Origin of the sequence: Massilia sp. GCM10023247, from assembly GCF_042653325.1 — a bacterium.
GTDB lineage: Bacteria > Pseudomonadota > Gammaproteobacteria > Burkholderiales > Burkholderiaceae_D > Telluria.
Map to the genome: position 1 here is coordinate 153,272 of NZ_JBHSIB010000023.1, position 25,798 is coordinate 179,069.

Below are 25,798 nucleotides of genomic sequence, written 5' to 3' on the forward strand. Positions count from 1 at the left end.
CTGATAAGGCGCAAGGATACAGCTTTAAAGAAATGCCGTCATGCAATATCTACTTCAGGCGAGGGCCAGTTCGCGCATGGAGAAGCCGCTGGAAGCCGCCGGTGCATGTTGCGGAACACGCCCAGCATGCAGGCGCGGTGCAGCCTTCGGGCCGACGTCGATGTCCGGATGGTGCGTCTGGCGGAAAAATTTGAGCAGCGGATGGGCGGCCTCGCGCCAGCGCGTCTCGCCGGTGGCGATTTCGAAGGCCATGATGCGGTGCGGGATATTGCCGATGTGACGCAGCGGCACCATTTCCTTGTCGGCGAACACATCGGTAAACAACAGCTGCTCATACTGGCGGTCGACCGGGGCGCGGCCGGAGATGACGGCCCACTCGAGGTCGTTCTTTTCGAAGAACTCGAAAAACGCCTTGACCAGCGCGACCTTGACGACATGGCCGATCCGTCCCTGGCTCACGCCCAGCCGTTCGACTTCGCCAAGGCGGCGCCCTTGCAGCCACTGCGGCAGCATCACCGATTCCTCGATGTGCAGGGGGTGGTGGATATTGGTGCGGATGCGGGCCGTGCCCAGCTCCGTGCCGTCGAGCTTGGATTCGGCGAGCAGGACGATGGTGTCGCTCTCGTAATCGGCCTCTTCCGGCAAGGCCAGCGAACGGGCAAACTCGGGAACGTGGCGTGCGTAGGCCGCATGGCGGACACGCACGGCCTTGAGCAGGTCATCCTCGGTCTCGACGCGGCGGATGGTGAACGGCAGGCGCTCGACTGCTTTCTGCGGCGCCGAGGCGACTTCGAACAGGCCGGCCGCTGCCGCGTTGGTGACGTTTGCTTGGCACAGTTCCATGACTGCTCACTCCTAAGATTTGTTTAATTCGGGAAAACTTCTGTCCTGATAATTATCAATCTTTGGAGGAATTCTTAATTGATGAGTAAGAGTACTTTTCCCCCTCTCATTACAAATTGACAAAACCCGCTTTTGGGCAATAAATGTTTTCAGTGGTAAATATTTGCAAGGGCCGCGCAGTGCCGGAGACGCGGATCGATCCGCCCGTGTCCGGCCCGATGGCGGCGTGCAGGCGCGAACGCATGCCCATGTCCTCGCCCTGGACGACATCGATGGCGCCGCCATGCGGCCAGCCGAGGTCGCGCAGGTAGCCCGCCAGCGCCGCTGTGCCGGCGCCGGTTGCCGGATCCTCATAGACGCCACCGGCGGCGAACGGATTGCGGGTGTGGAACAGGCGCGAGCTCTCCGCCCACGCCAGCACCACGGTCACGATGCCCAGCTCGCGCATGAAGGCGCGTCCGGCGTCCAGGTCGTAATGCATCGCCGCCAGCAGCGCACGGCTGCGCAAGGCCAGCACCAGGTGCGGAGCCCCGCCATGGGCCAGCGCCGGCGGGAGGCGCGGGTCGAGATCCTCGGCGCGGTAGCCGAACAGCGCCAGCGCGCGCTCGACCGCAGCGGCCGGCGCCGGGCGGCTGTGCGTGGGCGGCGACTGCAGCGCAACCGACACCAGCGGCGCCCCGCCGGGTCCGGCCGTGCGCCGGCCTTCGACCGTGATGCGGGCGTCGTTCAGCACCAGCGCATAGCTGCCCTCGCCATGGGCGGCAGCGAGCGCCGCGCCGAGGGCGATGGTGGCGTGGCCGCAAAACGGCACTTCGGACTCCGGCGAGAAATAGCGCACGCGCCAGCCCTCGCCTACCGGTGCCGCGAAGGCCGTCTCCGAATAGCCGATGTCGTGCGCGACACGCTGCATTGCCGCGTCCGGGGGCAGCGCCGCGCCGATCCAGACACCGGCCGGGTTGCCGCCCTGCAGGCCATCGGAAAAAGCGGCGATACGCTGGACCTCGAGGGCATTCATGGATGCACCGCCGGGGTCGCGTGGACCGGCGCGGCTTGCGCCTTGCAGCAGGACGCAGGGGCCACGCCCGCCGCGCTCATGATTTCCATGTGGAAATAATTTAATTGAATAGAAAGCATCGATAATTCGAAATAATGTTGTTGTGCGATCAAGCACGGCCGCAGGGCCCGCGCCGGCTTTTCCCGGTCAGGGCGGCCGGGTCAGGGGTAGTGGACCGGCCTGCCCTTCTGCTCGGGCAAGGGAATGAACTCGGTTTCGCCCGGCACCCGGGGAAACGCGCCGGCCTGCCAATCACGCTTGGCCTGCTCGATGCGCTCCTCGGAACTGGCCACGAAATTCCACGACAGGTAGCGCGGCCCGTCCATCGGCTCGCCGCCCAGCAGCATCACGCGGGTCTCGCCGGGCCCGGGCGCGGCCAGCACGAGCTGCGCACCCCGCTTGAGCACCACCAGCTGGCCGGCCTCGAACACGCCGTCGCGCCCCAGGTCGAGGCGGCCCGAGACGATGTACAGCGCCTGTTCGGGGTATTCCGCAGGCATGGCGATGCGCGCGCCGGCGGCGAGGCGCACGTCCACGTAGAACATGTCGGAGAGCGTCGCGACCGGCGCGCGCTTGCCCCAGTAGCTGCCGGCCACGATCCGGGCGCTGACGCCCTCGCCTTCGATGACGGGCAAGGCGCCGGCCTCGATGTGGGCAAAGGCGGGATCGGTTTCCTCATGGCGAGTCGGGAGCGCCACCCAGCATTGCAGGCCAAACAGGTTCGAGGCGCCCTGGCGCAGGACGCTGTCGGTGCGCTCGGAATGAACGATGCCCTTGCCTGCCGTCATCCAGTTGACCTCGCCGGGCCGGATCGCCTGCACGCTGCCGAGGCTGTCGCGGTGCAGGATCTCGCCGTCGAACAGGTAGGTGACGGTTGCCAGGCAGACGTGCGGGTGCGGACGCACGTCGAGGCCGCGGCCGGCATCGAATACGTGCGGGCCCATCTGGTCGAGGAAAACGAAAGGCCCGACCATGCGGCGCTGGCGGCTCGGCAGCGCGCGCCGGACCTGGAAGCCGTCGCCCAGGTCGTGCGTCGGTGGCACGATCACGGTCTCGAGTGCGCTGATGTCGTCTGGTTCCAAGCTGTCCTCCTTGAGTGGTCGATGGGCGGCCGCGGTCGGCCGGGGCCGTGGAAAGCCAGTCTACGTGGGCGACAGGTCTTGTGCAAATGTTCACGTGCGCCGCCGGTGCCGCCAGGACTTTTATTGCAGAGCTGGCAGGAGGCCTGGGCGCGTTTGCTCAGGTATAATGGCGCTTCCATTGGGGAGTAGCCTGCTTCCGCCAGTCCACCAGCGCAGCATGCGCGCGCCGGCAAGACTGCGCCGAAGTTCCCGTATCAACATACTCGGCGCGCGCCTGCGTGCCGTGGTACGGGCAGCCGTCCGGTTGGCAAGACCTTTGGCATGCACGCGCGCAATCGGGCCGCGCGGGCCTGCCTTTGCGTGCGCCCGGCAAACAACACCATGAACCTTTTCGCCACCGCTTCGCTTGCCCTGGCCATGTCCACCGATGCCTTTGCCGCCGCCGTCGGCAAGGGCGCCGCCCTGCAGCGGCCGCACCTGCGCGAGGCCTTGCGCACCGGCGCCATTTTCGGCGTCATCGAAGGGCTCACCCCGCTCGTCGGCTGGGCGCTCGGGAATGCCGCCGCACCCTATGTCGAAGCCTGGGACCACTGGATCGCCTTCGTCCTGCTCGGCGTGCTCGGCCTGCGCATGGTGCGCGAAGGCCTCAGCGCGCCCGAGGCCGGCGAAGAAAAGCCCAGCAGCCACTCCTTCCTGCGCCTGGCGCTGACCGGCATGGCGACCAGCATCGACGCGCTGATCGTCGGCGCCGGCCTGGCCTTCGTCGACGCCAACATCCTCGTCACGGCGGCCGCGATCGGCTTTGCCACCTTCGTCATGGTGACGCTGGGCGTGATGCTGGGGCGTGGCCTCGGCGCCCTGGTGGGCAAGCGCGCCGAGTTGCTGGGCGGCATCGTGCTGATCGTGATCGGCAGCCTGATCCTCTACGACCACGTGGTGCTGGCTACGGCATAGGCCGCGGCATAAGCAACAAGCAGCGGCGCGAAGCCGCGCCTGTTCAGTCCGCGCTCAGTTCCTTCTCACGCGCACTCGCGCTTCATCGCCGCTTCGATCTCCTCGGGCGACACGTCGCGGATGTGGGTCGCCAGCGACCAGCGGTGGCCGAAGGGATCGTCGAGCTGGCCGTAGCGGTCGCCCCAGAACTGGTCGGCCAGCTCCATGCGCACGGTGGCGCCGGCCGCCGTGGCATTGGCCCACACCTCGTCGACATTCGGCAGCGACAGGTGGATCGTCACCGGCGTGCCCTTCAGGGACAAGGGACCGAACGAGCCGTAGTCGGGGAATTCGTCGGCCAGGAACAGGGGTGAGTCGCCGATGCGCAGCATGGCATGGCCCACCTTGCCGTTTGGCATGGGCGAGCGCATGATTTCCACGGCGCCGAAGGCCTTCTTGTAGAACTCGATCGCCTCGTGACAATCCGCGCAGACCAGGTGCGGGGTGATGGTGTGCATGCCCTCTTCGACCGGCTTGACCTCTGAACTCATGGCGCTTTCCTTTCAAACCCTGTTGGATGGATGTGTCGGCGCAACCGGCAGCTTGCCGGCGCCCGCTGTTATCGTTAGTACTACCCTATCGAGCCTAGCGCCCGGCGCAAGTTCAGGCAAGCGCGATCGATGCTGCGCTGCGCCAAGCGCCGCACCCGGCTATGCGTCGAGTTCGGGATAGCGCCGGAAGATGCCCTGCTCGTTGAAGGGCAGGCGGCGCGGCGAGCCCAGGTAGGCCGCGATGCGCGGCCGCGCGCCGATCCGGCTGCGCAGGCCTGCCAGGTTCGGATGCGCGCCAAGGGCGCGCGCAGTCGCCTTCGGGAAGGCATAGTCGAGCCCTTCGAGCACCTGGAACAGGGACAGGTCGGCATAGCTGAGCGCAGTGCCGGCGAGGAAGTCCTGCTCGCCCAGCACGTGCCCGAAATAATTCAGGAACTTCGGAATGCGGGCGGCCGTAAACCCTGCCGCGCGGCGCCGTGCCTCGTCTTTCTGGTCTTCGTAATACAGGTCGGTGCCGACCGGATGATGGGTCTCGTGGGCTTCGGCGACCAGGTCGGCAATGGTCAGCTGCAGCTGGTGGACCCAGTAGCGGCCGGCCGTGTCCTGCGGGGCCAGCCCATGACGCTCGCCGAGGTACATCAGGATCGCCGCCGTCTGCGCGATCATCATGCCGCCGGCACGCAGGAAAGGCGGCGCGAAGGCCGGCGTCGGCCCCTCCTTCATGGCGGCCATGACGGCGTCGACGCCGCCCGGCCCGCGTGCCACGTCCTCGTAGTCCTCACCCGTTTCCTCGAGCGCCAGGCGGACGAATTCGCCGCGTCCCTGGATGTCCGGCCAATAGAACAGTTCGTAAGCCATGCTGCCCTCCGCCATGTGGAAGCACGAGTATGGAGCAGAATTTCGCGGCGCTGCGCGCGCGACGTATGCTATCTTCCAGGAAACGAACGTGAACGTTCGACTACAAAAACAAACCAGTCCAAGGGGAGAAGATGTCGATAGAGCGTGGCCGTCACGGCAGGAATGAGGTGCCGAAGAGTATTGCCCTGAAGAACTTGTTTCTCTTGAGCAATATCACCGCCCGAGTACGTCAGGTAGGACACCATGAAGCTGTCCGCAACCCGACGTCTTCGAAGGAAAGCCCCATGATCTTCGCTCACCTCGTCCGTCACTGGCTGGCCCGCCGCAGGCCGCTGCCGCTCTCGTCCTGGCTGCTCTCGAACCTGCGCAGCGCGCGCGTCCTGCTGTTCTACCGCGACCACGCCGCCCTGTGCCAGCTCGATGTCTACCGCAATTATGTGATGACTTCCCCTAACGGCGATCCGTTTCACCACCTCGGCCATCGCGGCTACCTGGTCGAAGGCCTGAGCGCGCGCCAGCGCGTGCAGTGCGCGCTGTCGCACTACCGCTTCGAGGAGACGAGCTTCAATGCCGCCTACAAGCAGGCCGTGTATGCGGCCGGCGGCCTGATCCTGTGGCGGCATGCGGTGGACGACTGCGAATTCCTGATCCGGCTCGAGATGTCCTCGCAGGCAAATGCCGAGGGCGACCTGACGATTGCGCTGGTGGCGGCGGGCAAGGTGCTGCACCGGCTCGCGTTTTCCTGGGTCGACGGCGCCATCGCCGGCGTGCCGGCGCCGCTGGTGCCGTTCGTCGCCCGCAACCAGGGACGCTGGAACGATTCGAGCGAAGCCTTCGACGCCTTCGAGCGCTGCTTCCCGAACAATTCACCCAGCTTCTTCTGCTTTGCCGCGATGCAGGGGGTAGCCCAGGCGGTCGGCATGGAGCAGGTGCTGGCCGTCAAATGCGGCGCGCACGTCGCCTACGACCCGCTCGACGCCAGGCATTTCGCGAACGCCTACGACGGTTTCTGGCGGGTCCTGGGCGGGGTCGAACTGCCGGGCAATGCCTGGCTGATCGCCCTGCCCTTCTACCTCAAGCCGCTGGCCGACATGCCGTCCAAGCACCGCAAGCGCGCGGCCCAGCGGCGCGAATACTGGCGCGCGATCGGCGACGGCGCCCGCGGCACGCTGCAGCGGCACCTGCTGCATGCCCGCTCGCACCACGAGCATGCGGCGCCGCTGCGGGAAACCGCGGAGGTGTAAGGACACATCGGGTTGACAGAACCACCACGGCCGGCACCGGCCGTGCTACACTCACGCTTCGCTAGGGGTCCTGGAATTCGCGTTCCGGGTGAGAGATACCCTTCGTACCTGATCTGGATAATGCCAGCGAAGGAAAGCGCAACGCCTGTTCCTGTCCCAGTTTGCCCTTCCCCCAGTTGGCTCCGGCTTTTTGTTTAAAAGCGGCGCAGCTGTTTCCATACGTGTGCGCCGCTCAAATCCTGAGCACACAATGAAACCTGTCTTCAAGCATTCCCTCATCGCCTGCGCCCTGGCCCAGGCTTTCGCCGTTTCTGCAACGGCCCAAACCGCCGAGCCGATCGCCTCGGTTGTCGTCACCGGCACCAAATGGGGCGCGAGCGAGCGCGCCAGCGTCGGCGGCTTCGCCGACATGGCGATCATCGACACCCCCGCCTCGGTCAGCGCCTTCAGCCGCGAACAGATGCAGGACCTGTCGATCCGCAGCGCCAGCGAAGCGGTCGCCTACGATGCCTCGGTCGGCGACGCCTACAACGCCGTCGGCTATGCCGAGCAGTTCTCGGTGCGCGGCTTCATGTTGAACAACAACTCGGGCTACCGCAAGGACGGCATCGCCATTCCGGCCGACGCCCAGATCCCGCTGGAAAACAAGGAACGCTTCGAGCTGCTCAAGGGCGTGGCCGGGATGCAGGCCGGCCTGGCCGCGCCCGGCGGCATCCTGAACTTCGTCACCAAGCGCCCGACGAACACGCCGCTGCGTTCCGTGACGGTCGAGGCGCGCGAGCGCGGCACGCTGTACGGCGCGGTCGACCTGGGCGGGCGCTTCGAGGACCGCCGCTTCGGCTACCGCGTGAATGCCGCCGCCGAGCGCCTGCGCTCGTATATCAAGGGGGCCGACGGCAAGCGCCAGTTCGCATCCGGCGCCTTCGACTGGCAGATCACGCCGGACGCGCTGCTGCAGCTCGACATGGACTTCCAGCACAAGGAGCAGGTCACGGCGCCCGGCTACCAGCTGATCCGCGGCGTGGCGCTGCCGGCCAATGTGTCGGCCAAGACCCTGCTCAATGCCCAGCCCTGGACCAAGCCGGTCGATACCGACAGCGCCAACCTCGGCCTGCGCTTCGACTACCGGCTCAACCAGGACTGGCGCGCGACGCTCAGCGCCAACAAGCACTGGTTCAAGCGCGACGACTTCACCGCCTTCCCCTACGGCTGCAGCAACGAGGGCGACGGCTATTACCCGGGCTACTGCTCGAACGGCGACTACGACGTCTACGACTACCAGAGCACGGGCGAGCGCAAGACCCCGTTCGGCGTCCAGGCCCAGGTCCAGGGCCGCTTCGCCACCGGCACGCTGCGCCATGTGCTCACCGCCGGCCTCGGCTACAGCGAACGCCACAACAGCTACGGCGACTATGTCTACGACTACGCCGGCTCCAGCAACATCTACCGCAACCAGATCGTTCCGCCGGCACCGGGCAATCCCACGACCGGCCCGGTCAGCGAACGTTTCAGCGAGCGCGAGCGCTCCCTGTTCGTGCAGGACATCCTCACGCTCACGCCCGAGCTGACCTTGCATGCCGGCCTGCGCTACGTGAAGATCGACAGCGACCAGCTGCCCGAGCCTGAGCTGGGCTGGACCTCGAGCCGGGCCTCGTTCCTGCTGCCGAGCGTGTCGCTGGTCTACGGCCTCACCCCCGCCTGGAACGTCTACGGCACCGTCGCGCACGGACTCGACGCGGGCGGCGTCGCCGAGATGGAGACCACCAACCAGAACCAGGACCTGGGCCCGAACCGCTCGAAGCAGTTCGAGCTCGGCACCAAGGGCGAGTTCGGCGGTGTCGCCATGAGCGCGGCGCTGTTCCAGATCACCAAGGGGCTGGAGTACACGAATGCGGCCAACACGTTCGTGCGCAACGGCGAGCAGCAGCACCGCGGCCTCGAGCTGGCGGCCCAGCGCGCCAGCGGCGCGCTGGGCTATGGCGCTTCGCTGATGGCGCTGCGCGCGAAGCAGCAAGGCACGGGCGAGCCGCTCTACGACGGCAAGCGCGTCACCAACGTGCCGGAACTGAAATCCACGTTGTGGGCCGACTATGCCGTGCCAGCCGTGCCGGGCCTGAAGATCGGCGGCCAGTGGCAGTACGCGGGCGAAAAATCGTTCGACCCGGAGAACACCGTGAATGTGCCGGGCTACCACGTGTTCGGCCTGAACGGGTCCTACGGCCTGAAGCTGGGCGCGACCAGGGTCACCCTGCGTGCTCGCGTCGACAACCTCACCGACAAGTTCTACTGGCGCGACGTGACCCAGCAACTGGGCGGCTACCTGCTGCCCGGCGCGCCGCGCACTTTCCGCCTGTCGGCGCAGTTCGACCTCTAAGGGCGGCCCTAGACGGCGCCGATTACCTTCAGCGCCGCTTCCACCTGCCGCAGCCGCTGCGGCAGGTCTCCCCGCACCAGCACGAACGGAATGCCGCGCGCATCGAGTTCGTCCACCACCATCGTGTACACCCGCTCGCGCACCGCCTCGGATTCGCGCATCAGGCCGTCCGGGACCCAGGGCACATCGGGCGCCGTCACCAGGGTCAGCGCATAGTCGTGCCTGGCGGCGAGCTGCGCCAGCCGGGCATCGACGCGACCCCAGTACACGCGGCTGTAGAGCGCCGTCATCAGCGGCGTGGTGTCGCAAAACAGCAGCCGGCGGGCAGCCACGGCGGCGGCGTCCTCGCGCTCCTGCTGGGTGAGTGCGATCCCGAACTGGTCTTCCTCGAAGGGCACCCGGCCGTTCGTCTCCACGAATTCGCGCAGGTATTCCGGCACCCACAGCGTATCGTGGGCCCGCGCCAGCACTTCGCACAGCGTCGACTTGCCGGACGATTCGGCCCCCAGCACCGCCACCCGCAGCAGGCCGCTCATGCCCGCACCTGCGCAACGTTGCTCCAGGCGCGCAGCCCGCGCGCGGCCAGCACCACGAACACGGCGTACAGCACCGCCGTGACGTGCAGGTCCTTGTAGACGTACAGGCCGACGTAGAGCACGTCGACGACGATCCAGACATGCCAGTTCTCGACTTTTTTACGGGCCAGCAGCAGCTGGCCGACCAGGCTGCCGGCCGTCAGGAAGCCGTCGGTGTGCGGCACGTCGGTATTCGTGTAGCTCCCCAGGAACCACGACAGCGCGAAGTAGCCCGCGCCCCAGGCCGCGAGCGCCCAGGTCCAGCCCGCGCGGTCCAGGCGGGTGACGTGCAGGCGGGTCTCGCCGGCGCCGCGCAGCCACTGGCTCCAGCCCCAGACCGAGGCGGCGATGAAGACCAGTTGCAAGGCGCTGTCGCCATACAGGCGGGCGCCGAAGAACACGACCGCGTAGGTGGCGGACGAGGCGATCGAGAACAGCCAGGCCCAATGGTTCTGGCGGATGTTGAGCAGCACGGTCGTCACCGCGAGGGAGAAGGAAACCAGTTCCAGCGGGGTGGTCGTGAAACCGGCAAAGACAAGCGAATCGTTCATGCACGCTCTAGCAGGCCGGATCGGTCGCGGGAGCGCGCCAGGGCTGCGTCGAAAAGGTTAGTGGGAGGGACAACTCATCGGGCACGCGAGTATGCGCCCTGCGAGTCAAATATGCAACGCGGGGGCCGCCGCCGAGCGCCGGCAGCCCGCGCGTCGCGTGGTGGAAAAGACGACGCTGTGGCCAAACCTTGCGCCGGCCCGCCGCCATCCGGGACGCGGCCTACCCGCGATGGATGCTATTCTGTTCATAATATTGCTCCTCGAAGGTGATCGATGCCGGCGTTCGCCTGTCGTATTGCCGTGCAGGCTGCGGCGTACGCTTCGCTGCACGCCCCGCTGTATGCCCAGTCGGGAAAGCCCTTTTCATTGCTCGGGCTCGCCTGTCCCGGCGCTCACCCAAACCACCAGGATCACGTATGGTTTTCCGTATTTCCTTGTTATTGATCTTCGCGCTGGCGGTCGCTGCCGGATTCGCGCCGAAGCCGTTCGAGGCCGCCAGCGATGCGGCGCTCGCCGCCGTCATCCAGAACGCCGGCTGGCTCTACCTGCTGATCGTCTTCCTGACCCTGGTCTTCCTCGGCTGGCTCGCCTTCGGCCCCACCGCGCGGCTGCGCATCGGCGGGCGCGATGCCGAACCCCAGTTCTCGAACGCGGCCTGGCTGTCGATGCTGTTCGCCGCCGGCATGGGCATCGGCCTCGTGTTCTGGGGCGCCGCCGAGCCGATCTCGCACCTGGTCAAGCCGCCCGAGCGGCTGCCGTCGATGTCGCCCCAGGCCGCCAGCGCGGCGATGCGCTACACCTTCTTCCACTGGGGCCTGCACCCGTGGGCAGTCTACGGGCTGATGGGGCTGGCCATCGCCTGGTTCCAGTACAACCGCAACGGGCGCGGCCTGATCAGCGACCTGCTGCAACCGCTGATCGGCGACCGCCACCTCGGCTGGATCGGCAAGCTGGTCAACATCGTCGCCGTCGTGGCGACGGCGATCGGCGTGGCCACCACGCTCGGCTTCGGCACGATGCAGATCAGCGCCGGCATGACGCGCGTGTTCGGCCTGCCTAGCGGCCTGGGCATGCAACTGACGGTGATCGGGATCTGCTTCGTCCTGTACATGGCCTCGAGCGCGAGCGGCGTCGAGCGCGGCGTCAAGTGGCTGTCGAGCTTCAATCTCGGGCTGGCCACGCTGCTGCTGGTGGCGGTGGCGGTGCTGGGACCGACCGGCTTCATCTTCGATACGTTCACGACCTCGGTGGGCAGCTACCTCGACCGCCTGATCGAGATGAGCCTGCGCATGGCCCCGTTCACCGCGAATCCCTGGGTGGCCGAGTGGACCATCTTCTACTGGGCCTGGTGGATCTCCTGGTCGCCGTTCGTGGGCGCCTTCATCGCGCGCGTGTCCTATGGGCGCACGGTGCGCGAATTCGTGCTGGGCGTGGTGGTCCTCCCGAGCCTGCTCGGCTTCGCCTGGTTTTCCACCTTCGGCGGCACCGCGCTCTGGGCGCAGCTGTTCGGCGGCGTCGACATGGCCGGTGCGCTCGCGGTCGGCTACGAGACGGTCCTGTTCCGCATGTACGACGCCCTGCCCCTGTCCGGGCTGCTCTCGGGCATGAGCATCGTGCTGCTGGTGATTTTCTTCGTGACCTCGGCCGATTCCGCGGTGCTGGTGCTCGGCATGATGTCGAGCGAAGAGCCTGGCGATCCTACGCTGGGGCGCAAGTTCGCCTGGGGCATCGCCGTCGCGCTGATCGCGGCGGCCATGATGATCGCCGGTGGCCTGGACGCGCTGCAGACCTTGATCACCGTGGCCGCCCTGCCCTTCGCGCTGCTGCTGGTCGCGGTGATGGTCGGGCTGTACCGCGTGCTGAGCATAGAGGCCCTGCGCGAGAAGGCCACCGAAAGGCGTGCGCACCGCGCCATCGAAGAGTGGATCGCGCGCGAACAGAAAGAGAAAGCCATGGCCCAGCGTACGGAGGGCGGCGCCGGCGACAGCCTTGGCACCGCCGACCCGCAGCGCTGATCCATTTCCCCGGCTCGACCATTGCAATACGAACAGGCGCATTTATTTTGACCATCGAGCTCATGCTGGCAGCCGGCAAAGCCTTCATCCTGGTGCTCGCGACCATGCTGCCCATCCTCAATCCCGCGGCGACGGCGCCCATCTTCCTGAGCCTGACCGATGGCGCATCGCCGGCAACCCGCACCCTGCTGGCGCGCCGCATCGCGCGCAACATGTTCTGGCTGATCACGGGCTCGATGCTGGTCGGTTCCTATGTCCTCGACTTCTTCGGCATTTCCTTGCCCATCGTCAGGGTCGGCGGCGGCCTGCTGCTCGCCTCAGTGGCCTGGCGCCTGCTCAGCGCGACGCCGAGCACACCCGACAGCCGGGTAGCGCTCGCCGAAAGCTTCACGCCCGACCATGCCCACCGCCAGGCGTTTTATCCGCTCACCTTTCCGATCAGCTGCGGTCCGGCCTCGATCTCGGTCGCGATCACGGTCGGCGTCTCCCTGCATGATGTCCGGCTCGTGATCTCGCTGGCACGCATGAGCGGCGCCCTGCTCGCGCTGGGCATCATCGGCGTGCTGCTCTACCTCGCCTTCCGCTACGGCGAGCACTTCCTGCGCCTGATCGGCGATTCCGGAACGGCCGTGTTCCTGCGCCTGACCGCCTTCATCCTGCTCTGCCTTGGCGTGCAGATCGTGTGGGACGGCCTGAGCGAACTGATGCTCGACGTGCTGTCGCAGTCGAACCAGTGGACCACGGTCCGACTGCTCCCGCGCTCCCCCGCCAAGGTGACGATGTATGACTGAACTCCACAAGCCGCGGCGCCTGGCCGCCCTCGCACTCGGACTGTCGGGCTGCCTGTCCTGGACCGGGGCCGCCGCCCAGAGCGCCCCCACGATCGATTTTCACGGTTCGCTGCGTACGCAAATCGAGACCGTCAGTCCCGATCGCCGCGACCGTTTCGATAGCTACACGTCCTTGCGTGACGCCTATTCCCGGGTCGGCGTCAAAGGCGAATATCCGTTCGGCACCGGACTGGTCCTGACAGGCGAGCTGGAAATTCCCATCGATACCGCCAACCTCAGGGTGCGCGACCCCTACGACCAGGGAGATGCCAGCCGGCCCAAAGGGCAGCGGATCAGGATCGCCCAGGTCGGACTGCGGGGCCGCTTCGGGACGCTCGCCTATGGCCAGCAGTGGATGCCCTACTACAATGCCATCGCGGCACCAGTGGACCGGTTCAGCAGCTACTACACGGGCTTTGCGACCTATACCGTCGTGCGTGTCGCCGACACGATTGCCTACACCAGCCCGGAATACAAAGGCTTCTCCGTGACGGCTGCGCATGCCGGCAGCAGCGGCAACAAGCGTTCGACTTCGCGCATCGACGACCGGCGCTGGCAGGTCGCGGCCACCTATGCCCTCGGCGACACCCGCCTCGCCGCCGCGATCGACGACCGCGGCAATACGGGCCATGGACACGACCGCCTGCTCGGCCTGACGGCCAGCCACAAGGCCGGCGACCTGTACCTGGCGCTCAAGTACGAGCGCTTCGATACCGGCAACCGCCGGCCGGGCACTTTTTCCAGCGACGGCAACCAGGCGCTGAACCTGTTCGGCAGCTACACGATGGGCAAGAACACGTTCAAGCTGATGCTGGCGAAGGTGGACAACTACGGGGACCGCGTCGTCCATCTCGGCATCGACCACCGCCTCTCGGAGAAATCGAAAGTCTTCGCGGAATACTATCGGGAAGCGAGCACTGCCGCACTCACCAGGGAACGCGGCGGCCTGGGCGATTTCGATGCAAGCATCAGCGGCGGCCACGCCTTTGCGGTCGGCATTCGCCACGATTTCTGAGGCGCCGTCCGCTTCGCGCAAAAAAAACGGCGCCCGCAGGCGCCGTCTTCGTAGCGACGAATCGGTGGCTTACTTCAGTGCTTGCTTCTTCGGATACTTGATCGTCATTTCCTTGAGCAGGTTGTCGGCGCCGTCGACTTCCTTCATCACCCACAACATGTAGCGGATGTCGACGTGGATCGCGCGCGTGATCGCCGTGTCGAAGTACCAGTCCTTGGTGATCGACTCATAGGTCGAATCGAAGTTCAGGCCGACCAGCTCGCCGCGCTTGTTCATGATGGCCGAACCGGAGTTGCCGCCGGTGGTGTCCGCGCTCGACAGGAAGTTGACCGGCACCGTACCCAGCACCGGATCCTTGAACACGCCGAAACGCTTTTCCTTGACGGCCCGGGTCAATGCGGCCGGCACCAGGAACGGGTCCTTGTCGGTAGCCTTTTCCAGGATGCCGTCGACGGTCGTGAACGGCCCCTTGACCAGGCCGTCGCGCGGCGCGTACGGCGCCACGGTGCCGTAGGTCACGCGCAGCGTCGAGTTGGCGTCCGGGTAGACCGGCTTGCCCTGCGACTTCTTGTAGGCGATCACGGCCGCCATGTATTGCGGGATGGTGCGGTCGAGGTTGCCGTCGACTTCCTTGCGGCGCTCGTCCAGGTTTTTCGCGACGGCGTCGAGGCGGACCGCGAGCTGGATGAACGGATCGTTCGACTTGCGGAATGCCTCGACATCCTGGCCGATCCAGGCCAGGCGCTTGGCGGTGTCGGCCAGTTCGGTGCCCTTGTAGAAGGCGCCGAGGCTGCCGGCGCTTGGGACCAGCGCATCGAGGCCCTGCGGACGCAGTGTCGGATCGATCTTCGCGTAGCGGCCCAGCGCCGCGGCCCAGCGCGCCTGGTCGACGGCCGGCACGAAGGACTGCTCGAGGCGGGTCAGGCGCGCCTTGATGAAGGACAGGTCGCGTTCCTGGTAGCCGGTCTCGCGCTGGGCGTCCGGCTTCTGGCGCTCCTGCGCCAGGCGGTACAGGGTGCGCGCGCTTTTCAGCAGGTCGCTGTGGGTCGCTTCGCCGTAGGCGCCCTCTTCGCGCGAGAGCGCCATGTCGAGCGCGATCACGGCATCGAGGTCGGACAGCAGCGTGTTACCACTGGCGTTTTTGGCATACCAGCCGCGGAACTCGGCGTCCTGGGCATCCTTGATGGCGGCGATGTCCTTGCGCGCGAAGCCGTCGAGCAGGCCCTGGCTCTTCTTGAGCACGTTGTTCAGGCTTTTCGCGACGCTGGCGTAGCGCACGTCCCAGGCGGCATTGCCGCGGGTTGCCGTGGCGATCACGTCGAGGTCGGCCGTGATGGTCGACACCTTGCCCGGCAGGTCGACGTCGCGCGCGAAGCGGATTTCCGAAGGCAGCTTGTAGCGGCTGGTGCGGCCCGGGTAGCCGGCCAGCAGGATCGGGTCGCCGTTCTTCAGGCCTTCGGCGGAGACGACCAGGAAGTCCTTCGATTTGTACGGCACGTTGTTCGGCGACGGATCGGCCGGGCGTCCGTCCGGACCGACGTAGGCGCGCAGGAAGCTGTAGTCGCCGGTCTGGCGCGGCCACTCGTAGTTGTCGATGTCGCCGCCGAAGTTGCCGATCTTGTCCGACGGCGCATGCACCAGGCGCACGTCGCGGATCATCAGCTGCTTGATGCGGTAGTACTCGAGGCCGCGGTGGAAGGCCGGCACCGAGCAGCGGTAGGCCTTGTCGCTCTCGCACTCGGCGATCAGGGCCTTGACGCGCGAGGAGATCGCCTCGTTGCGCTCGCGGCCGGACAGGTTCGCGCCCAGGTCCTTCAACACGCGGTCGGTCACGTTCTCGACCTTTTCGGTCACGTAGACCAGCGCGTTCGGGCCGCCCGGCAGTTCCTCGGCGCGCGTTTTGGCCAGGAAGCCGTCGACGATATAGTTCTTTTCCGCGGTCGAGTTACGCTGGATCGAGCCGTAGGCGCAATGGTGGTTGGTGACCACCAGGCCGTCGGGCGAGACGAAGGAGGCCGAGCAGCCGCCCAGCGACACGATCGCGCTCATCGGGTGCTTCGACAGGTCCGCCAGCTTCTCGGCCGGCATCGTGATGCCGATGCGTTTCAGTTCGGATTTGAGCTGCGGCAGCTGGTGCGGCTGCCACTGGCCTTCGTCGGCGGCGGCGTTGGCCGCAACGCCCAACAGTACGGCCGGCACGAGCGCAGGAAGAACGATCGATTTGAACAAGGTAGGACCCCGGATGAGTGAAAATGAAACGGCGAGTATAGCCCGGTTGCCGGGGCCGGAAAACGATTTTTTGCCGTCAATACGGGCGCGGCGCGGGTAGCCGGAAAACGCCGTTTGCCCGTTCTCGCTAGAATAGCGGTCCTGCATCAGCTTCGCATTTGAAAGTCACACATGGCACGCACCACCGCTTTCTTCGCCACCACCGCGCGCCACCTCGCACTCGATCCCTACACCGTCGCCCTGCTGGGCATGGTCGTGCTTGCCAGCCTGCTGCCGGCCAGCGGTACGGCGGCGCTGGCGCTCGGACACGTCACGACGGCCGCCATCGGCCTGCTGTTCTTCCTGCACGGCGCCAAGCTCTCGCGCGAGGCCATCGTCGCCGGCCTGACCCACTGGCGCCTGCACCTGCTGGTACTGGCCTCCACCTTCGCGATGTTCCCGCTGATGGGCATTGCCCTCAAGCCGCTGGCGCTCACCCTGCTCACGCCCGAGCTCTATCTCGGCATCCTGTTCCTGTGCGTGCTGCCCTCCACCGTGCAGTCCTCGATCGCGTTCACCGCGATGGCGCGCGGGAACGTCGCGGCCGCCGTGTGCAGCGCCTCGGCCTCGAACTTCCTCGGCATCTTCCTCACCCCGCTGCTGGTGGGCGCCCTGATCGCGGGCGTGGCCGGCGACGCCGGCTTCGACCTCGATGGCGTGCTGGCGATCGTGGTCCAGTTGCTGCTGCCGTTTGTCGCCGGCCAGCTGCTGCGGCCCTGGATCGGCGCGCTCGTCGACCGCCACAAGCCGCTGCTGCGCTACGTCGACCAGGGCTCGATCCTGCTGGTGGTCTACGCCGCCTTCAGCGAATCCGTCACCGAAGGCCTGTGGCAGCACGTCTCGGGCGCCACCCTCGCCGCCCTGATCGGCATCACCTGCCTGATGCTCGCCATCGCCCTCGGCCTGTCCACCTGGACCAGCCGCCGCCTCGGCTTCTCGAAGGAAGACGAGATCACCATCGTCTTCTGCGGCTCGAAGAAGAGCCTGGCCAGCGGGGTGCCGATGGCCAAGGTGCTGTTCGCGCCCTCGGCGCTGGGCATGATCATCCTGCCGGTGATGCTGTTCCACCAGATCCAGCTGATGGTGTGCGCCGTGCTGGCGCAGAAGTGGGCGCAGCGGCCGGGGGCGGAGCAGACTTAGAGCGCCTAACAAAACCTCCATAGCTGCGTTGCAGCTCCTCGCCGTACGGTCGTACTGTCTTCGTCGCCGCGTCGGGTGGCCGCATCCCTTGCCCTGAAGGTTTTGCTAGGCGCTCTTAGGCCGCCAGACCAAATCTCCTGTCAACAGTTCAGGAAGCTCGTTGGCCAATGAGCGCTACGCTGGTGCCACCGAACGCAAATGAGTTCGACATCACCGTCCGGATTGTCCCATCGGCACGCGCATGGTTCGGTACATAATCGAGATCGCATGCCGGATCGGGCTGCTGCAAGTTGGCCGTCGGCGGCACCAGCCCTGCGTTCATTGCGAGAATGCTGATGGCGAACTCGAGCGCGCCCGCGGCGCCGAGCAGGTGGCCGTGCGTCGACTTGGTCGAACTGACGGGAATCGTATAGGCCCTGTCTCCAAACACCTGCTTGATGGCAGCCGTTTCCACGGCATCGTTGGCGAGCGTTCCCGTCCCATGCGCGTTGATGTAGTCCACCGACGCGGCATCGATCCGGGCAGTGGCCAGGGCCAGCTGCATGGCGCGGGCCTGCCCCTCTGCGCTCGGATGGGTCAGGTGGGAGACATCGGTCGTCAAGCCATACCCGGTGATTTCGGCAAGGATGAGGGCACCGCGGGCCCGCGCCGCTTCCCATTCTTCCAGCGCGAGGATGGCGGCGCCTTCGCCGAGCACCATGCCGGTCCGGTCCCTGGAGAACGGTTTGCAGGATGCGCGCGGATCGCGCGGGTCTTGCGTGGCGATGGTCCGGATCGCTTCCCATGCTTTCATGGGGCCCAGGCACAAAGGCGCTTCGCTGCCGCCGGCGAGCATGACGTCGGCAGCACCGCCGGCAATGCGCATTGCCGCCTCGCCGATGGCCACCGCCGATGACGAGCAGGCGGTCGAGTAGGTCAGGTTGGGACCGGTGAAGCCGTATTCGAGGCCGATCCAGGACGCGGCTGCATTGTTCATCGCAAGCAGTACGCTAAAAGGCTGGATGCGGTCGGACTGCTCGGCATACAAGGTGCGGTAGCCGTCGTCCGTGCTCTGCGCTCCCCCCATGCCGGTCCCGATGAAGACGCCGACGCGCGAGGCGTCAAGCGCGCCAGGCACCAGTCCAGCCTGGGACAGTGCCTGGCCGCTGGCATCGAGCGCGAAGCGGGTAGTACGATCCATCATCCGTAACCTGGATGGCTCGGACGCCGTTACCGGCTCGGCTGCCGCGGGAGCGGCGATGGGGCTGGCAAGCCGGCTGTAAAGCGCCCCTTCAAGCCGGCGAATGCCCGAGCGGGACGCGGCCAGGCTTTCCAGCAATGCACCCGTTGAATTCCCGAGCGGCGAGACGACGCCGATGCCGGTGACGGCCACCCGTCTCATGATGCGGCTTGATGCGGCACCGCATCCTTCTGTCGCGCGATCAGATCGTCCACATAGCCGACCACGTCACGGATCGTGAGGAGCGCCACCTGGTCGTTCGGCACCTGGATGCCGAATTCCTCTTCGATCTTGAATAGCAATTCCATGACGCTCAGCGAGTCGATACCCAGTTCATCGAGGCGCGCATCGGGCTGCAGCGTTTCTGGCGCAAGCTTGTATTCGTCGGCAATGATGCGGACAAGGCGGTCGTTCGTATCCATGCTCATTCCTTTGGGTGATGGTCTGTGTGTCCGGGTATCTTTTTCCTGCTCACGCATATCGGTCGCCCGCTCGCCTTGGCGAAGCCGGACCGGGACGCACCTTGCCGCACCAGCGCGCAAACCGGGTCAGCAGCGCCGGCTTGTGCTCGACAGCAGACAACAGGCCGCCAAAAACATGAGGGCGCATTGCCAGCTGGGCGTACAGCGCGGACAGGCGGATGCGCCGGGCAAAATGGCGGCGCCAGGCATCGGCATAGGCCGCGTGGATGCGCAGTTGCGCCGGCCCATCCACACCTTGCGTCCCATGGTGGACGATCGTGTCCACGAGCAGTACGGCCGACTGGAGCGCCATGCTGATCCCTTCGCCGATGATCGGATGCGCTTCCCCGGCCGCGTTTCCGATTCGAAAGATGACCTCGTCGCGCTTGCCCAGGTGGATGCCGGGACGAATCGGCCCGGCGCCCAGCCATTTGCCAAGCTGGACGCCGTCATCGAGCAGTGCGGCCGCCGCGCTGGAATGCCGTCTCACCCAGCACTGTGCCGCTTCGGCCGGCTTCAAGCCTGTAAACTGAGAACGTGCTTTCATCAGGGCGTCACGGCGCAGGCAAAAAGCAAAGGTGGCGCGTGCGCCATCGGCGATCACGATGCCGCCATAGCCACCCGGGAACGCGAGCACGGGAAGCAGACCCGGTTCGAGTGATGTGCGGGCAAAATTTGCCTTGAATGCGAACAGGTCCGACGATCGATGCGGATAAGCCGGCGGGGCCGCCGGCCCTCCCTCCTGGCGTATCGGCGGCTCCCAGGAGCCGTGCGCGTCGATCACCAGCGAAACGGCCAACAGCCGTTCGTCGCCCGCGTCCGCCTGGCGAAGCCGGCATTCGAAATGGCCGGGTGTGCCGGCGATGCCGCACACCTGCCACGGCTGGAAGACCGATACGCCACGGCACCTGGCCTGCTCCAGCAACAGCGCATCGAGATGTTCGCGACCGATCGCGACGCCCCATCGGTGGACCGGATCAGCATACGCGGGTAGCGGGGCGCGCACGATGCGTGCGCCGCACACGAGCGCGACCTGGCGCAGCGGCCGTCCGGCAAGCTGGGCGACGGCATGGCCGATACCGAGGACGTCGAGTATCGGCAGATTGGTGGCCGAGATACACTCGCCACACACCTTCCTTCTGGGGTAGGCCTGCTTCTCGACCAAGGCAACCCGCCAGCCGGCGCCGGCCAGCAGGATCGCCGCGCAGCTGCCCGCCGGGCCGGCACCGATGACGATGGCATCGAACCCGGTGCTCATGCGCCCACTGTCCTGCGGCACGCCGTAAACACGTGACTGAACAAGCCTGCGCGCTGTTCGGTCATCCGCCATCCCGGGTTCGCCGGCCATAACGAAGACAATTCCTCCCCCTGGAACCCGGCCCTGACACTGGCAACCGCATCGGAGCGAGTGACCTCATTGGCACCTAGCAGTCCGACCAGGCGGCTGGCAAGGAGCGGCAATGGCGCGCGCCGGGGTTCGCACGCGACGAAGACATCGGTACGCGCACTGAGCGCGTTGAACAGGTGGACGATCCGTTCCTCGTCGAAGTGATGGATGAACAGGTTGGCCAGCGCGATATCGAACCGCTCCCCGTCCGCGCCGGAAATCCAGTCGGCAACGTCTTCTTGCCGGACCTGCACTGTCCATCCTGTCCTGGCGATGGCTTCGCGTGTGTGCGGGGCGATGCAATGCTGGCGATCGAGCAGCACGACGTGGATGCCGGGCCAGCGCGGGGCCAGGCGCTGCGCCAGGCGCAGCATCAGGCTGCCGTCGCCCGCACCGAATTCGATCATGCGCCCGGGGACGACGGCGCCGGCGGTCAATGCGCGAACCAGGATCCCTGCCGTTCCCATGACGTAGTTAATCCGCCCCAGGTCCTGGCGCGATCGCACGGCGCGCGGATCGTCCTCGCTCAATTCGTCGAGGATTTCGGCGGCGAGCAGACGCGGAAAGAATGGCTTCATCGGGCGTTCCGGTCCAGGTGCTCCCGGTCCACTTTTAACAATGCGCCATGACAGCTGAACCCGGCACCGAACGACGACAGCCACCAGTGGCCACCCGGGGCATGGTCGCGCAGTGCTTCCTTGAGCACGAAATACACCGAAGCGCTGCTGATGTTGCCAAAGTCGCGCAAGACTGCTGCGCTATAACGCAGCGCTTCCGGGTCGAGCATCATCTTTTTCTGGAGCGCCACCAGGACATCCCGTCCACCAGGATGCATGATCCAGGCGCGGATGGTGTCGCGACGGGTTTCGCTGCGGTCCAGTCCTGTCTCCAGCACTTGTTGCGCATACTGCGCGGCCAGGCCTGGTACTTCCCGCGTCAGCACGTTGCGCAGCATCCCCTGGCGCGATTCGAATTGCAGGCGATCCCGCCGCTGGGGCGCAAGCAGCGATTCCGCATGCAGCCACTCGATGCGACGCAAGCCGGCCTGCGGCTGGCGCGACAGCACCATGGCACCCGCGCCGTCGCCGAACAGGCACGCGCTGATGAGGACACCCGGGTCTTCGTCCAGGTACATCGCAGCGCTGCAGACTTCCACGCAGACCGACAGGACGTGCCGGCACTGCCCGGCGATGAGCAATGCGTTCGCCAGGCGCATGTTCGGCAAGGCTGCGCCACAGCCGTGACCGACCAGGTCGAATGCCTGTACGTCCTCCCGCAAGCCCAACTGCTCGACCACATAGCCGCTCAGTCCAGGGCATAAATAGCCTGTACAACTGCTGACGACGACCGCATCGATGTCCTGCGGCGCCAGCTTCGACAGCGCCAGTGCCGCACCGCCTGCCTGCCGGGCCAGCGCCGGCGCGTGCGCCAGGAAACGTGCATGCAAGGCATCGGGCTCGATATGGAATACGTCCGTCAGCGAATCGACGGCAAGATGCCGTGACTCGATGCCGTTATCACGCAGGAGAACGGTCCTGGCAACGGCATGCGCGCGGGGTCCGAGGCGTTCGAACCAGGCAGAGTCGGAAAAGGCATTCCAGCAGTCCAGCTTGGAATAGAGGTTTGCGGGAGCCGCAGTGCCAATTCCATTGATAAACATCAGGCGAGCCCGTCCCAAATCGCTCCCAATCGGGCACTGTCGGTCAAGTTAAGCCCACTATCCACTTTATTGACATCGCGCATTCAAGTCCGCCTTTCCGGGGCAAGCACTCGGGTATTTCAAACGCATATCGGATCAGGCCGCCAGAGCCGGCAAGAGCAGTCTTATTGCATATTAGCGCTAACGCTTGATTCGCTTCGCACGTTAACTTCAAGCATCAAACCGCGTAGAAAAGCGGGGCCTTCCTGTCGCTCTCCTTTCCTCATCCGTGCAGCGCACGAGGATCCTATGTCTGTTTCCGCACTGAACGCTTCGATTCGCGGCCCTATGCTGGAGGCGTGACTCAGGCGGGCACGATGCAGGTGGCCTGCATCCGCCGAGCAAGCAAGTTTGCACCCAAGCCGATGACTGCGACGACGAACATGGCCACACCTACCTCCACTCCCCGCGCCGCTGCGCCCTGCGACGATCCGGCCGCGCCGGAACAGGCACCGCGCGCCGCGCCGCTGTCGCTGGCCGCATGGAAGCAATTCCTGAAGGTGGCGAAACCGTACTGGCTGGGGGCGGAAAGGAAAAAGGCCTGGAGCCTGCTCATGCTGCTGGTCGTGCTGATGCTGGTCGAGACCAAGCTCGCCGTCATGCTGAACAACCAGGCCGGCGAAATGACCTCGGCGCTCGCAGCGAAAAACGGCGGCCGCTTCTGGACCGCGGTACGAACCTGCCTGCTCGTGCTGGCCTTTGCGGTCCCCGTCTACGCCTTCTATTACTACATGCGCGACCTGTTCGCCAACCAGTGGCGGCGCTGGCTCACCGGCCGCTTCCTCGACGGCTACCTGAAAGGGCGCACCTATTACGCGCTCGGGTCGAGCAGCGAGATCGACAATCCGGACCAGCGCATCAGCGAAGACGTCAACACGTTTACCGGCAGGTCGATCCACTTCCTGCTGATCTTTCTAGGCTCGATCATGCAACTGGTCGCCTTCAGCGCGGTGCTGTGGTCGATCTCGCACGTCCTGGTCGGGGTATTGGCGGTGTATGCGCTGGCGGGCACCGTGATCGCCCTCTACGTCTTCGGCAATCCTTTGATCCAGCTAAATTTCTGGCAGCTGCGGCGCGAGGCCGACTTCCGCTTCAGCCTGATCCGCCTGCGCGAAAATGCCGAATCGATCGCCTTCTACCGCGGCGAAGCGCAGGAGCGGGCCCACATCGACGGCAAGTTCGAGCAGGTGATCCGGAATTTTGCCCGATTGATCAGGAAGCAGCGTTCGCTCAACCTGTTCCAGCGCACCTTCAGCCAGCTCACCCTGGTGCTGCCGGGCGTGATCCTGGCCGACGGCGTCCTGTCGGGCGAACTGGAAGTGGGCCGGGCGATCCAGGCCACCGGCGCGTTTACCGCCGTGCTCTCGGCCGTGGGCGTGATCGTCGATAACTTCGAGAGCCTGAGCCGCTTCGTGGCGGGCATCGGCCGCCTGGAGGCATTGTCGCGGCTGGTGCTGCCGGAGGCCGGGCGGGAGGCCAAGGCCGGCGACGGGCAGGCCGGCATCCGGACGCGCCCCGGGGAGCGGCTCGCGCTGGACTCCCTGACCCTGCATCCGCCGCAATCCGAGCGGGTGCTCATCAAGGAACTGAGCCTGGTCCTGAAGCCGGGCGACGCCCTGCTCATTACCGGCGAAAGCGGCTGCGGCAAGAGCTCGCTGCTACGCGCGATTGCGGGCTTGTGGCACACCGGCAGCGGCGCAATCGAGCGTCCGCCGCTGGAGGCGCTGTTCTTCCTGCCCCAGCAGCCCTACCTGCAGCCGGGCACCCTGCGCAGCCAGCTACTCTACCCCAGCGCGCAATCGGACCTGGGCGACACGCAGCTGCTGGGCATACTCGATCAGGTCCACCTGCCCCAGCTGGCCGCGCGCGTCGGCGGCCTGGACGCCGTGCAGGACTGGGGCAAGCTGCTGTCGGTCGGCGAGCAGCAGCGCCTGGCCTTCGGGCGGGTGCTGGTGCATGCGCCCGACATCGTCATCCTCGACGAAGCGACCAGCGCGCTCGACAGCGGGAACGAGGCCTCGCTCTACACGCGCCTGCGCGAGCGCGGGACGACCGTCATCAGCATCGCGCACCGCCCCGCCGTGCTGCGCCACCATACCCATGTGCTGCACCTGATGGGCGAAGGCGCGTGGCAGGTCCACGACGCCGCCGGCTATCGGTTCGACGAGGAGCCGGCCGGCGCGGGTGCCGGTCGCGCCGCTCCGCAGGCGCGCCCGGTGGTGGCCGAAGGCTAGCCGGCTGGCTCGGCAGCGGGCGCGACGGCCGTAGGGCCAGGCCGCGGTCGTACCTCAAGGCTGCGCCCCCACGTGCCAGCCTCCGCCCAGCGACTGGATCAGGGCCACCGCCACCGTCTGCCGGTCGGTCTGCGCCTGCACCAACGCGCGCCGGGCGTTCAGGGCCGTGACCTGGGCCTGCACCACCTCGGTATAGCCCACCTGCCCGGCCCGGTAACGGTTCATGACCTGCTGCTCGACCAGGTCGGCCGCGTTCGATGCCTGGCGCCGCAGTTCCTGCTGCTGGCTGAGGATGCGGGTGGCGCTGAGCTGGTTCTCGACGTCGGCGAAGGCGCTCAGCACCGTCTGGCGGTAGCGCGCCACGGCGGCCTGGTGGCGCGCCTCGGCGCCGGCCACGCTGGCGCGGGTGGCGCCGGCGTTGAAGATGGTCTGCGCCGCCGACAGGCCGAAGGACCAGGCCGCGCTGGACGCCGAGAACAGGTCGCCCACGCGGCTGCCGGCCGTGCCCAGCGCGCTCGACAAGCCGATGTTCGGGAAATACGCCGAGCGCGCGATGCCGATCTCCGCGTTGGCGGCGGCCACCTCGCGTTCGGCGGCGGCGATGTCGGGGCGGCGCTGCAGCAGCGTGCTCGGGACCCCGACCGGGACCTCGGGCACCGTGACGCGCCACTCCTCGCGCGGCGCCAGCGCGAATTCGCCCGGCGCCTTGCCGACCAGGACCGCGATCGCATGCTCGAACTGGGCGCGCTGGCGCCTGAGCGCCAGTTCGTCGCCGCGCGCGGTCGCCAGCTGGGTTTCGGCCTGCAGCACGTCGGTGCGGGCGACGATGCCGACATTGAAACGGTTCTGGGTGATCTGCAGTTCGCGCTCGTAGCCGGCGATCGTGCGGAGCAACAAGGCGCGCTGGGCGTCGAGCGCGCGCAGCGTGAAGTAGTTGGCCGCCAGTTCGCCCTGGCTCGACAAGCGGGCGTTGGCCAGGTCGGCGGCGCTGGCCTCGAGGCCGGCCTGGGCACTCGTCACGCCGGCACGCAGCCGGCCCCAGACGTCCGGTTCCCAGCTGCCGCCCAGGTTCAGGCGGTAGCTGCTGCCGGCGCCCTCGCCGCGCACGCCGGAACGCTCGCCCGACAGGCCAAGCGACAGCGCCGGAAACAGCGCCGCGCGCTGCTGGGCGACCAGGGCGCGCGCCTGGGCATAGGCGGCGACCGCCGCGGCGACGTTCTGGTTCGAGACATTCACGCCGGCAGCCAGCTCGTCGAGGACCGGGTCCTGGAACAGCTGCCACCAGGGCCCCCGCTCGAGGGCGTCGGCCGGGGCGGCCGGCACCCAGCCGTCGAGCTCCTTGAACGCCACCGGCGCGGGCGTGGCCGGGCGCTGGTAGGCGGGGCCGACCGCGCAGCCGGCAAGGCTCAGTGCGAGGGCAAGCAGGGTCAGTCGGCGCAAGGGGGTGTTCTGCATAGGGTACTCA

Annotated in this window: 22 protein-coding genes and 1 riboswitch; of the genes, 8 read left to right on the forward strand and 14 right to left on the reverse strand. The window is 66.7% G+C overall.

From position 1 onward, the window contains the following. Positions 1-54: 54 nt before the first annotated feature. The 3 genes from ACFPAH_RS19060 to ACFPAH_RS19070 form a co-directional block, all read right to left on the reverse strand. Positions 55-843: a hypothetical protein gene (locus ACFPAH_RS19060; RefSeq protein WP_379748446.1), complete on the reverse strand. Its 789-nt coding sequence runs from the start codon at positions 841-843 to the stop codon at positions 55-57. 109 nt (positions 844-952) lie between these two features. Beyond that, complete coding sequence (locus ACFPAH_RS19065) at positions 953-1,858, reverse strand: PhzF family phenazine biosynthesis protein (protein WP_379748448.1); 906 nt, start codon at positions 1,856-1,858, stop codon at positions 953-955. Positions 1,859-2,058: 200 nt separating this feature from the next. Then, a complete protein-coding gene (locus ACFPAH_RS19070; RefSeq protein WP_379748450.1) occupies positions 2,059-2,979 on the reverse strand; it encodes a pirin family protein in 921 nt (306 codons plus the stop codon). A gap of 381 nt (positions 2,980-3,360) precedes the next feature. Here ACFPAH_RS19070 and ACFPAH_RS19075 point away from each other — a divergent pair, with 381 nt between their 5' ends. Then, positions 3,361-3,933 carry a manganese efflux pump MntP family protein gene (locus tag ACFPAH_RS19075; protein ID WP_379748452.1) on the forward strand — a complete coding sequence of 191 codons (573 nt, stop codon included), beginning with the start codon at positions 3,361-3,363 and terminating at the stop codon, positions 3,931-3,933. Positions 3,934-3,998: 65 nt separating this feature from the next. Here the strand turns inward: ACFPAH_RS19075 and ACFPAH_RS19080 are convergent, their stop codons facing one another. Beyond that, the gene (locus ACFPAH_RS19080; RefSeq protein WP_379748454.1) at positions 3,999-4,463 is read right to left on the reverse strand and encodes a VOC family protein; all 465 of its coding nucleotides are present in this window, start codon (positions 4,461-4,463) and stop codon (positions 3,999-4,001) included. A gap of 159 nt (positions 4,464-4,622) precedes the next feature. Then, complete coding sequence (locus ACFPAH_RS19085; RefSeq protein WP_379748456.1) at positions 4,623-5,321, reverse strand: glutathione S-transferase; 699 nt, start codon at positions 5,319-5,321, stop codon at positions 4,623-4,625. Between the two features lie 284 nt (positions 5,322-5,605). On the opposite strand from ACFPAH_RS19085, the gene ACFPAH_RS19090 reads away from it, so the two are divergent. Together ACFPAH_RS19090 and ACFPAH_RS19095 are read left to right on the forward strand one after the other, a co-directional pair. Then, complete coding sequence (locus tag ACFPAH_RS19090; protein WP_379748458.1) at positions 5,606-6,565, forward strand: DUF535 family protein; 960 nt, start codon at positions 5,606-5,608, stop codon at positions 6,563-6,565. Positions 6,566-6,618: 53 nt separating this feature from the next. Beyond that, positions 6,619-6,717, forward strand: a riboswitch (TPP riboswitch). Between the two features lie 98 nt (positions 6,718-6,815). Further along, entirely contained in the window at positions 6,816-8,939 is a 2,124-nt protein-coding gene (locus ACFPAH_RS19095; protein ID WP_379748460.1) for a TonB-dependent siderophore receptor, read from the forward strand. A gap of 8 nt (positions 8,940-8,947) precedes the next feature. Here ACFPAH_RS19095 and ACFPAH_RS19100 read toward each other — a convergent pair whose 3' ends face one another. Further along, positions 8,948-9,475: an AAA family ATPase gene (locus ACFPAH_RS19100; protein WP_379748462.1), complete on the reverse strand. Its 528-nt coding sequence runs from the start codon at positions 9,473-9,475 to the stop codon at positions 8,948-8,950. Next, positions 9,472-10,065, reverse strand: a complete 594-nt coding sequence (pnuC, locus tag ACFPAH_RS19105) for a nicotinamide riboside transporter PnuC (protein WP_379748464.1) — start codon at positions 10,063-10,065, stop codon at positions 9,472-9,474. Before pnuC ends, ACFPAH_RS19100 begins: the two co-directional genes overlap by 4 nt. A 416-nt stretch (positions 10,066-10,481) precedes the next feature. Here pnuC and ACFPAH_RS19110 point away from each other — a divergent pair, with 416 nt between their 5' ends. The 3 genes from ACFPAH_RS19110 to ACFPAH_RS19120 are packed head-to-tail and all read left to right on the forward strand — an operon-like array spanning position 10,482 to position 13,925. Further along, positions 10,482-12,080, forward strand: coding sequence for a BCCT family transporter (locus ACFPAH_RS19110; protein ID WP_379748466.1), 1,599 nt, complete (start codon positions 10,482-10,484; stop codon positions 12,078-12,080). 47 nt (positions 12,081-12,127) lie between these two features. Beyond that, complete coding sequence (locus ACFPAH_RS19115) at positions 12,128-12,871, forward strand: MarC family protein (protein ID WP_379748468.1); 744 nt, start codon at positions 12,128-12,130, stop codon at positions 12,869-12,871. Further along, positions 12,864-13,925 (forward strand): porin, encoded by a 1,062-nt coding sequence (locus ACFPAH_RS19120; protein WP_379748470.1) that lies wholly within the window; start codon positions 12,864-12,866, stop codon positions 13,923-13,925. Before ACFPAH_RS19115 ends, ACFPAH_RS19120 begins: the two co-directional genes overlap by 8 nt. A 69-nt stretch (positions 13,926-13,994) precedes the next feature. On the opposite strand, the gene ACFPAH_RS19125 is transcribed toward ACFPAH_RS19120, so the two are convergent. Next, the gene (locus ACFPAH_RS19125) at positions 13,995-16,154 is read right to left on the reverse strand and encodes a S46 family peptidase (RefSeq protein WP_379748472.1); all 2,160 of its coding nucleotides are present in this window, start codon (positions 16,152-16,154) and stop codon (positions 13,995-13,997) included. Between the two features lie 171 nt (positions 16,155-16,325). On the opposite strand from ACFPAH_RS19125, the gene ACFPAH_RS19130 reads away from it, so the two are divergent. After that, positions 16,326-17,333 (forward strand): bile acid:sodium symporter family protein, encoded by a 1,008-nt coding sequence (locus ACFPAH_RS19130; protein ID WP_379748474.1) that lies wholly within the window; start codon positions 16,326-16,328, stop codon positions 17,331-17,333. A 148-nt stretch (positions 17,334-17,481) separates the two neighbouring features. Here ACFPAH_RS19130 and ACFPAH_RS19135 read toward each other — a convergent pair whose 3' ends face one another. From ACFPAH_RS19135 to ACFPAH_RS19155, 5 genes are read right to left on the reverse strand one after another with little or no spacing between them, the layout of a single operon-like run. Beyond that, a complete protein-coding gene (locus tag ACFPAH_RS19135; RefSeq protein ID WP_379748476.1) occupies positions 17,482-18,714 on the reverse strand; it encodes a beta-ketoacyl-[acyl-carrier-protein] synthase family protein in 1,233 nt (410 codons plus the stop codon). After that, positions 18,711-18,974 carry an acyl carrier protein gene (locus ACFPAH_RS19140; RefSeq protein WP_379748478.1) on the reverse strand — a complete coding sequence of 88 codons (264 nt, stop codon included), beginning with the start codon at positions 18,972-18,974 and terminating at the stop codon, positions 18,711-18,713. The genes ACFPAH_RS19135 and ACFPAH_RS19140 overlap by 4 nt, the downstream gene beginning before the upstream one ends. A 49-nt stretch (positions 18,975-19,023) precedes the next feature. Beyond that, the gene (locus ACFPAH_RS19145; protein ID WP_379748480.1) at positions 19,024-20,271 is read right to left on the reverse strand and encodes an NAD(P)/FAD-dependent oxidoreductase; all 1,248 of its coding nucleotides are present in this window, start codon (positions 20,269-20,271) and stop codon (positions 19,024-19,026) included. Then, entirely contained in the window at positions 20,268-20,978 is a 711-nt protein-coding gene (locus ACFPAH_RS19150) for a methyltransferase domain-containing protein (RefSeq protein WP_379748482.1), read from the reverse strand. Before ACFPAH_RS19150 ends, ACFPAH_RS19145 begins: the two co-directional genes overlap by 4 nt. Continuing rightward, on the reverse strand, positions 20,975-22,060 hold the full coding sequence (locus ACFPAH_RS19155) for a type III polyketide synthase (protein WP_379748484.1): 1,086 nt from the start codon (positions 22,058-22,060) through the stop codon (positions 20,975-20,977). Before ACFPAH_RS19155 ends, ACFPAH_RS19150 begins: the two co-directional genes overlap by 4 nt. A 422-nt stretch (positions 22,061-22,482) precedes the next feature. Here ACFPAH_RS19155 and ACFPAH_RS19160 point away from each other — a divergent pair, with 422 nt between their 5' ends. Beyond that, positions 22,483-24,333, forward strand: coding sequence for an ABC transporter ATP-binding protein/permease (locus ACFPAH_RS19160; protein ID WP_379748486.1), 1,851 nt, complete (start codon positions 22,483-22,485; stop codon positions 24,331-24,333). 54 nt (positions 24,334-24,387) lie between these two features. Here the strand turns inward: ACFPAH_RS19160 and ACFPAH_RS19165 are convergent, their stop codons facing one another. After that, complete coding sequence (locus ACFPAH_RS19165; protein ID WP_379748488.1) at positions 24,388-25,788, reverse strand: efflux transporter outer membrane subunit; 1,401 nt, start codon at positions 25,786-25,788, stop codon at positions 24,388-24,390. Between the last annotated feature and the right edge of the window lie 10 nt (positions 25,789-25,798).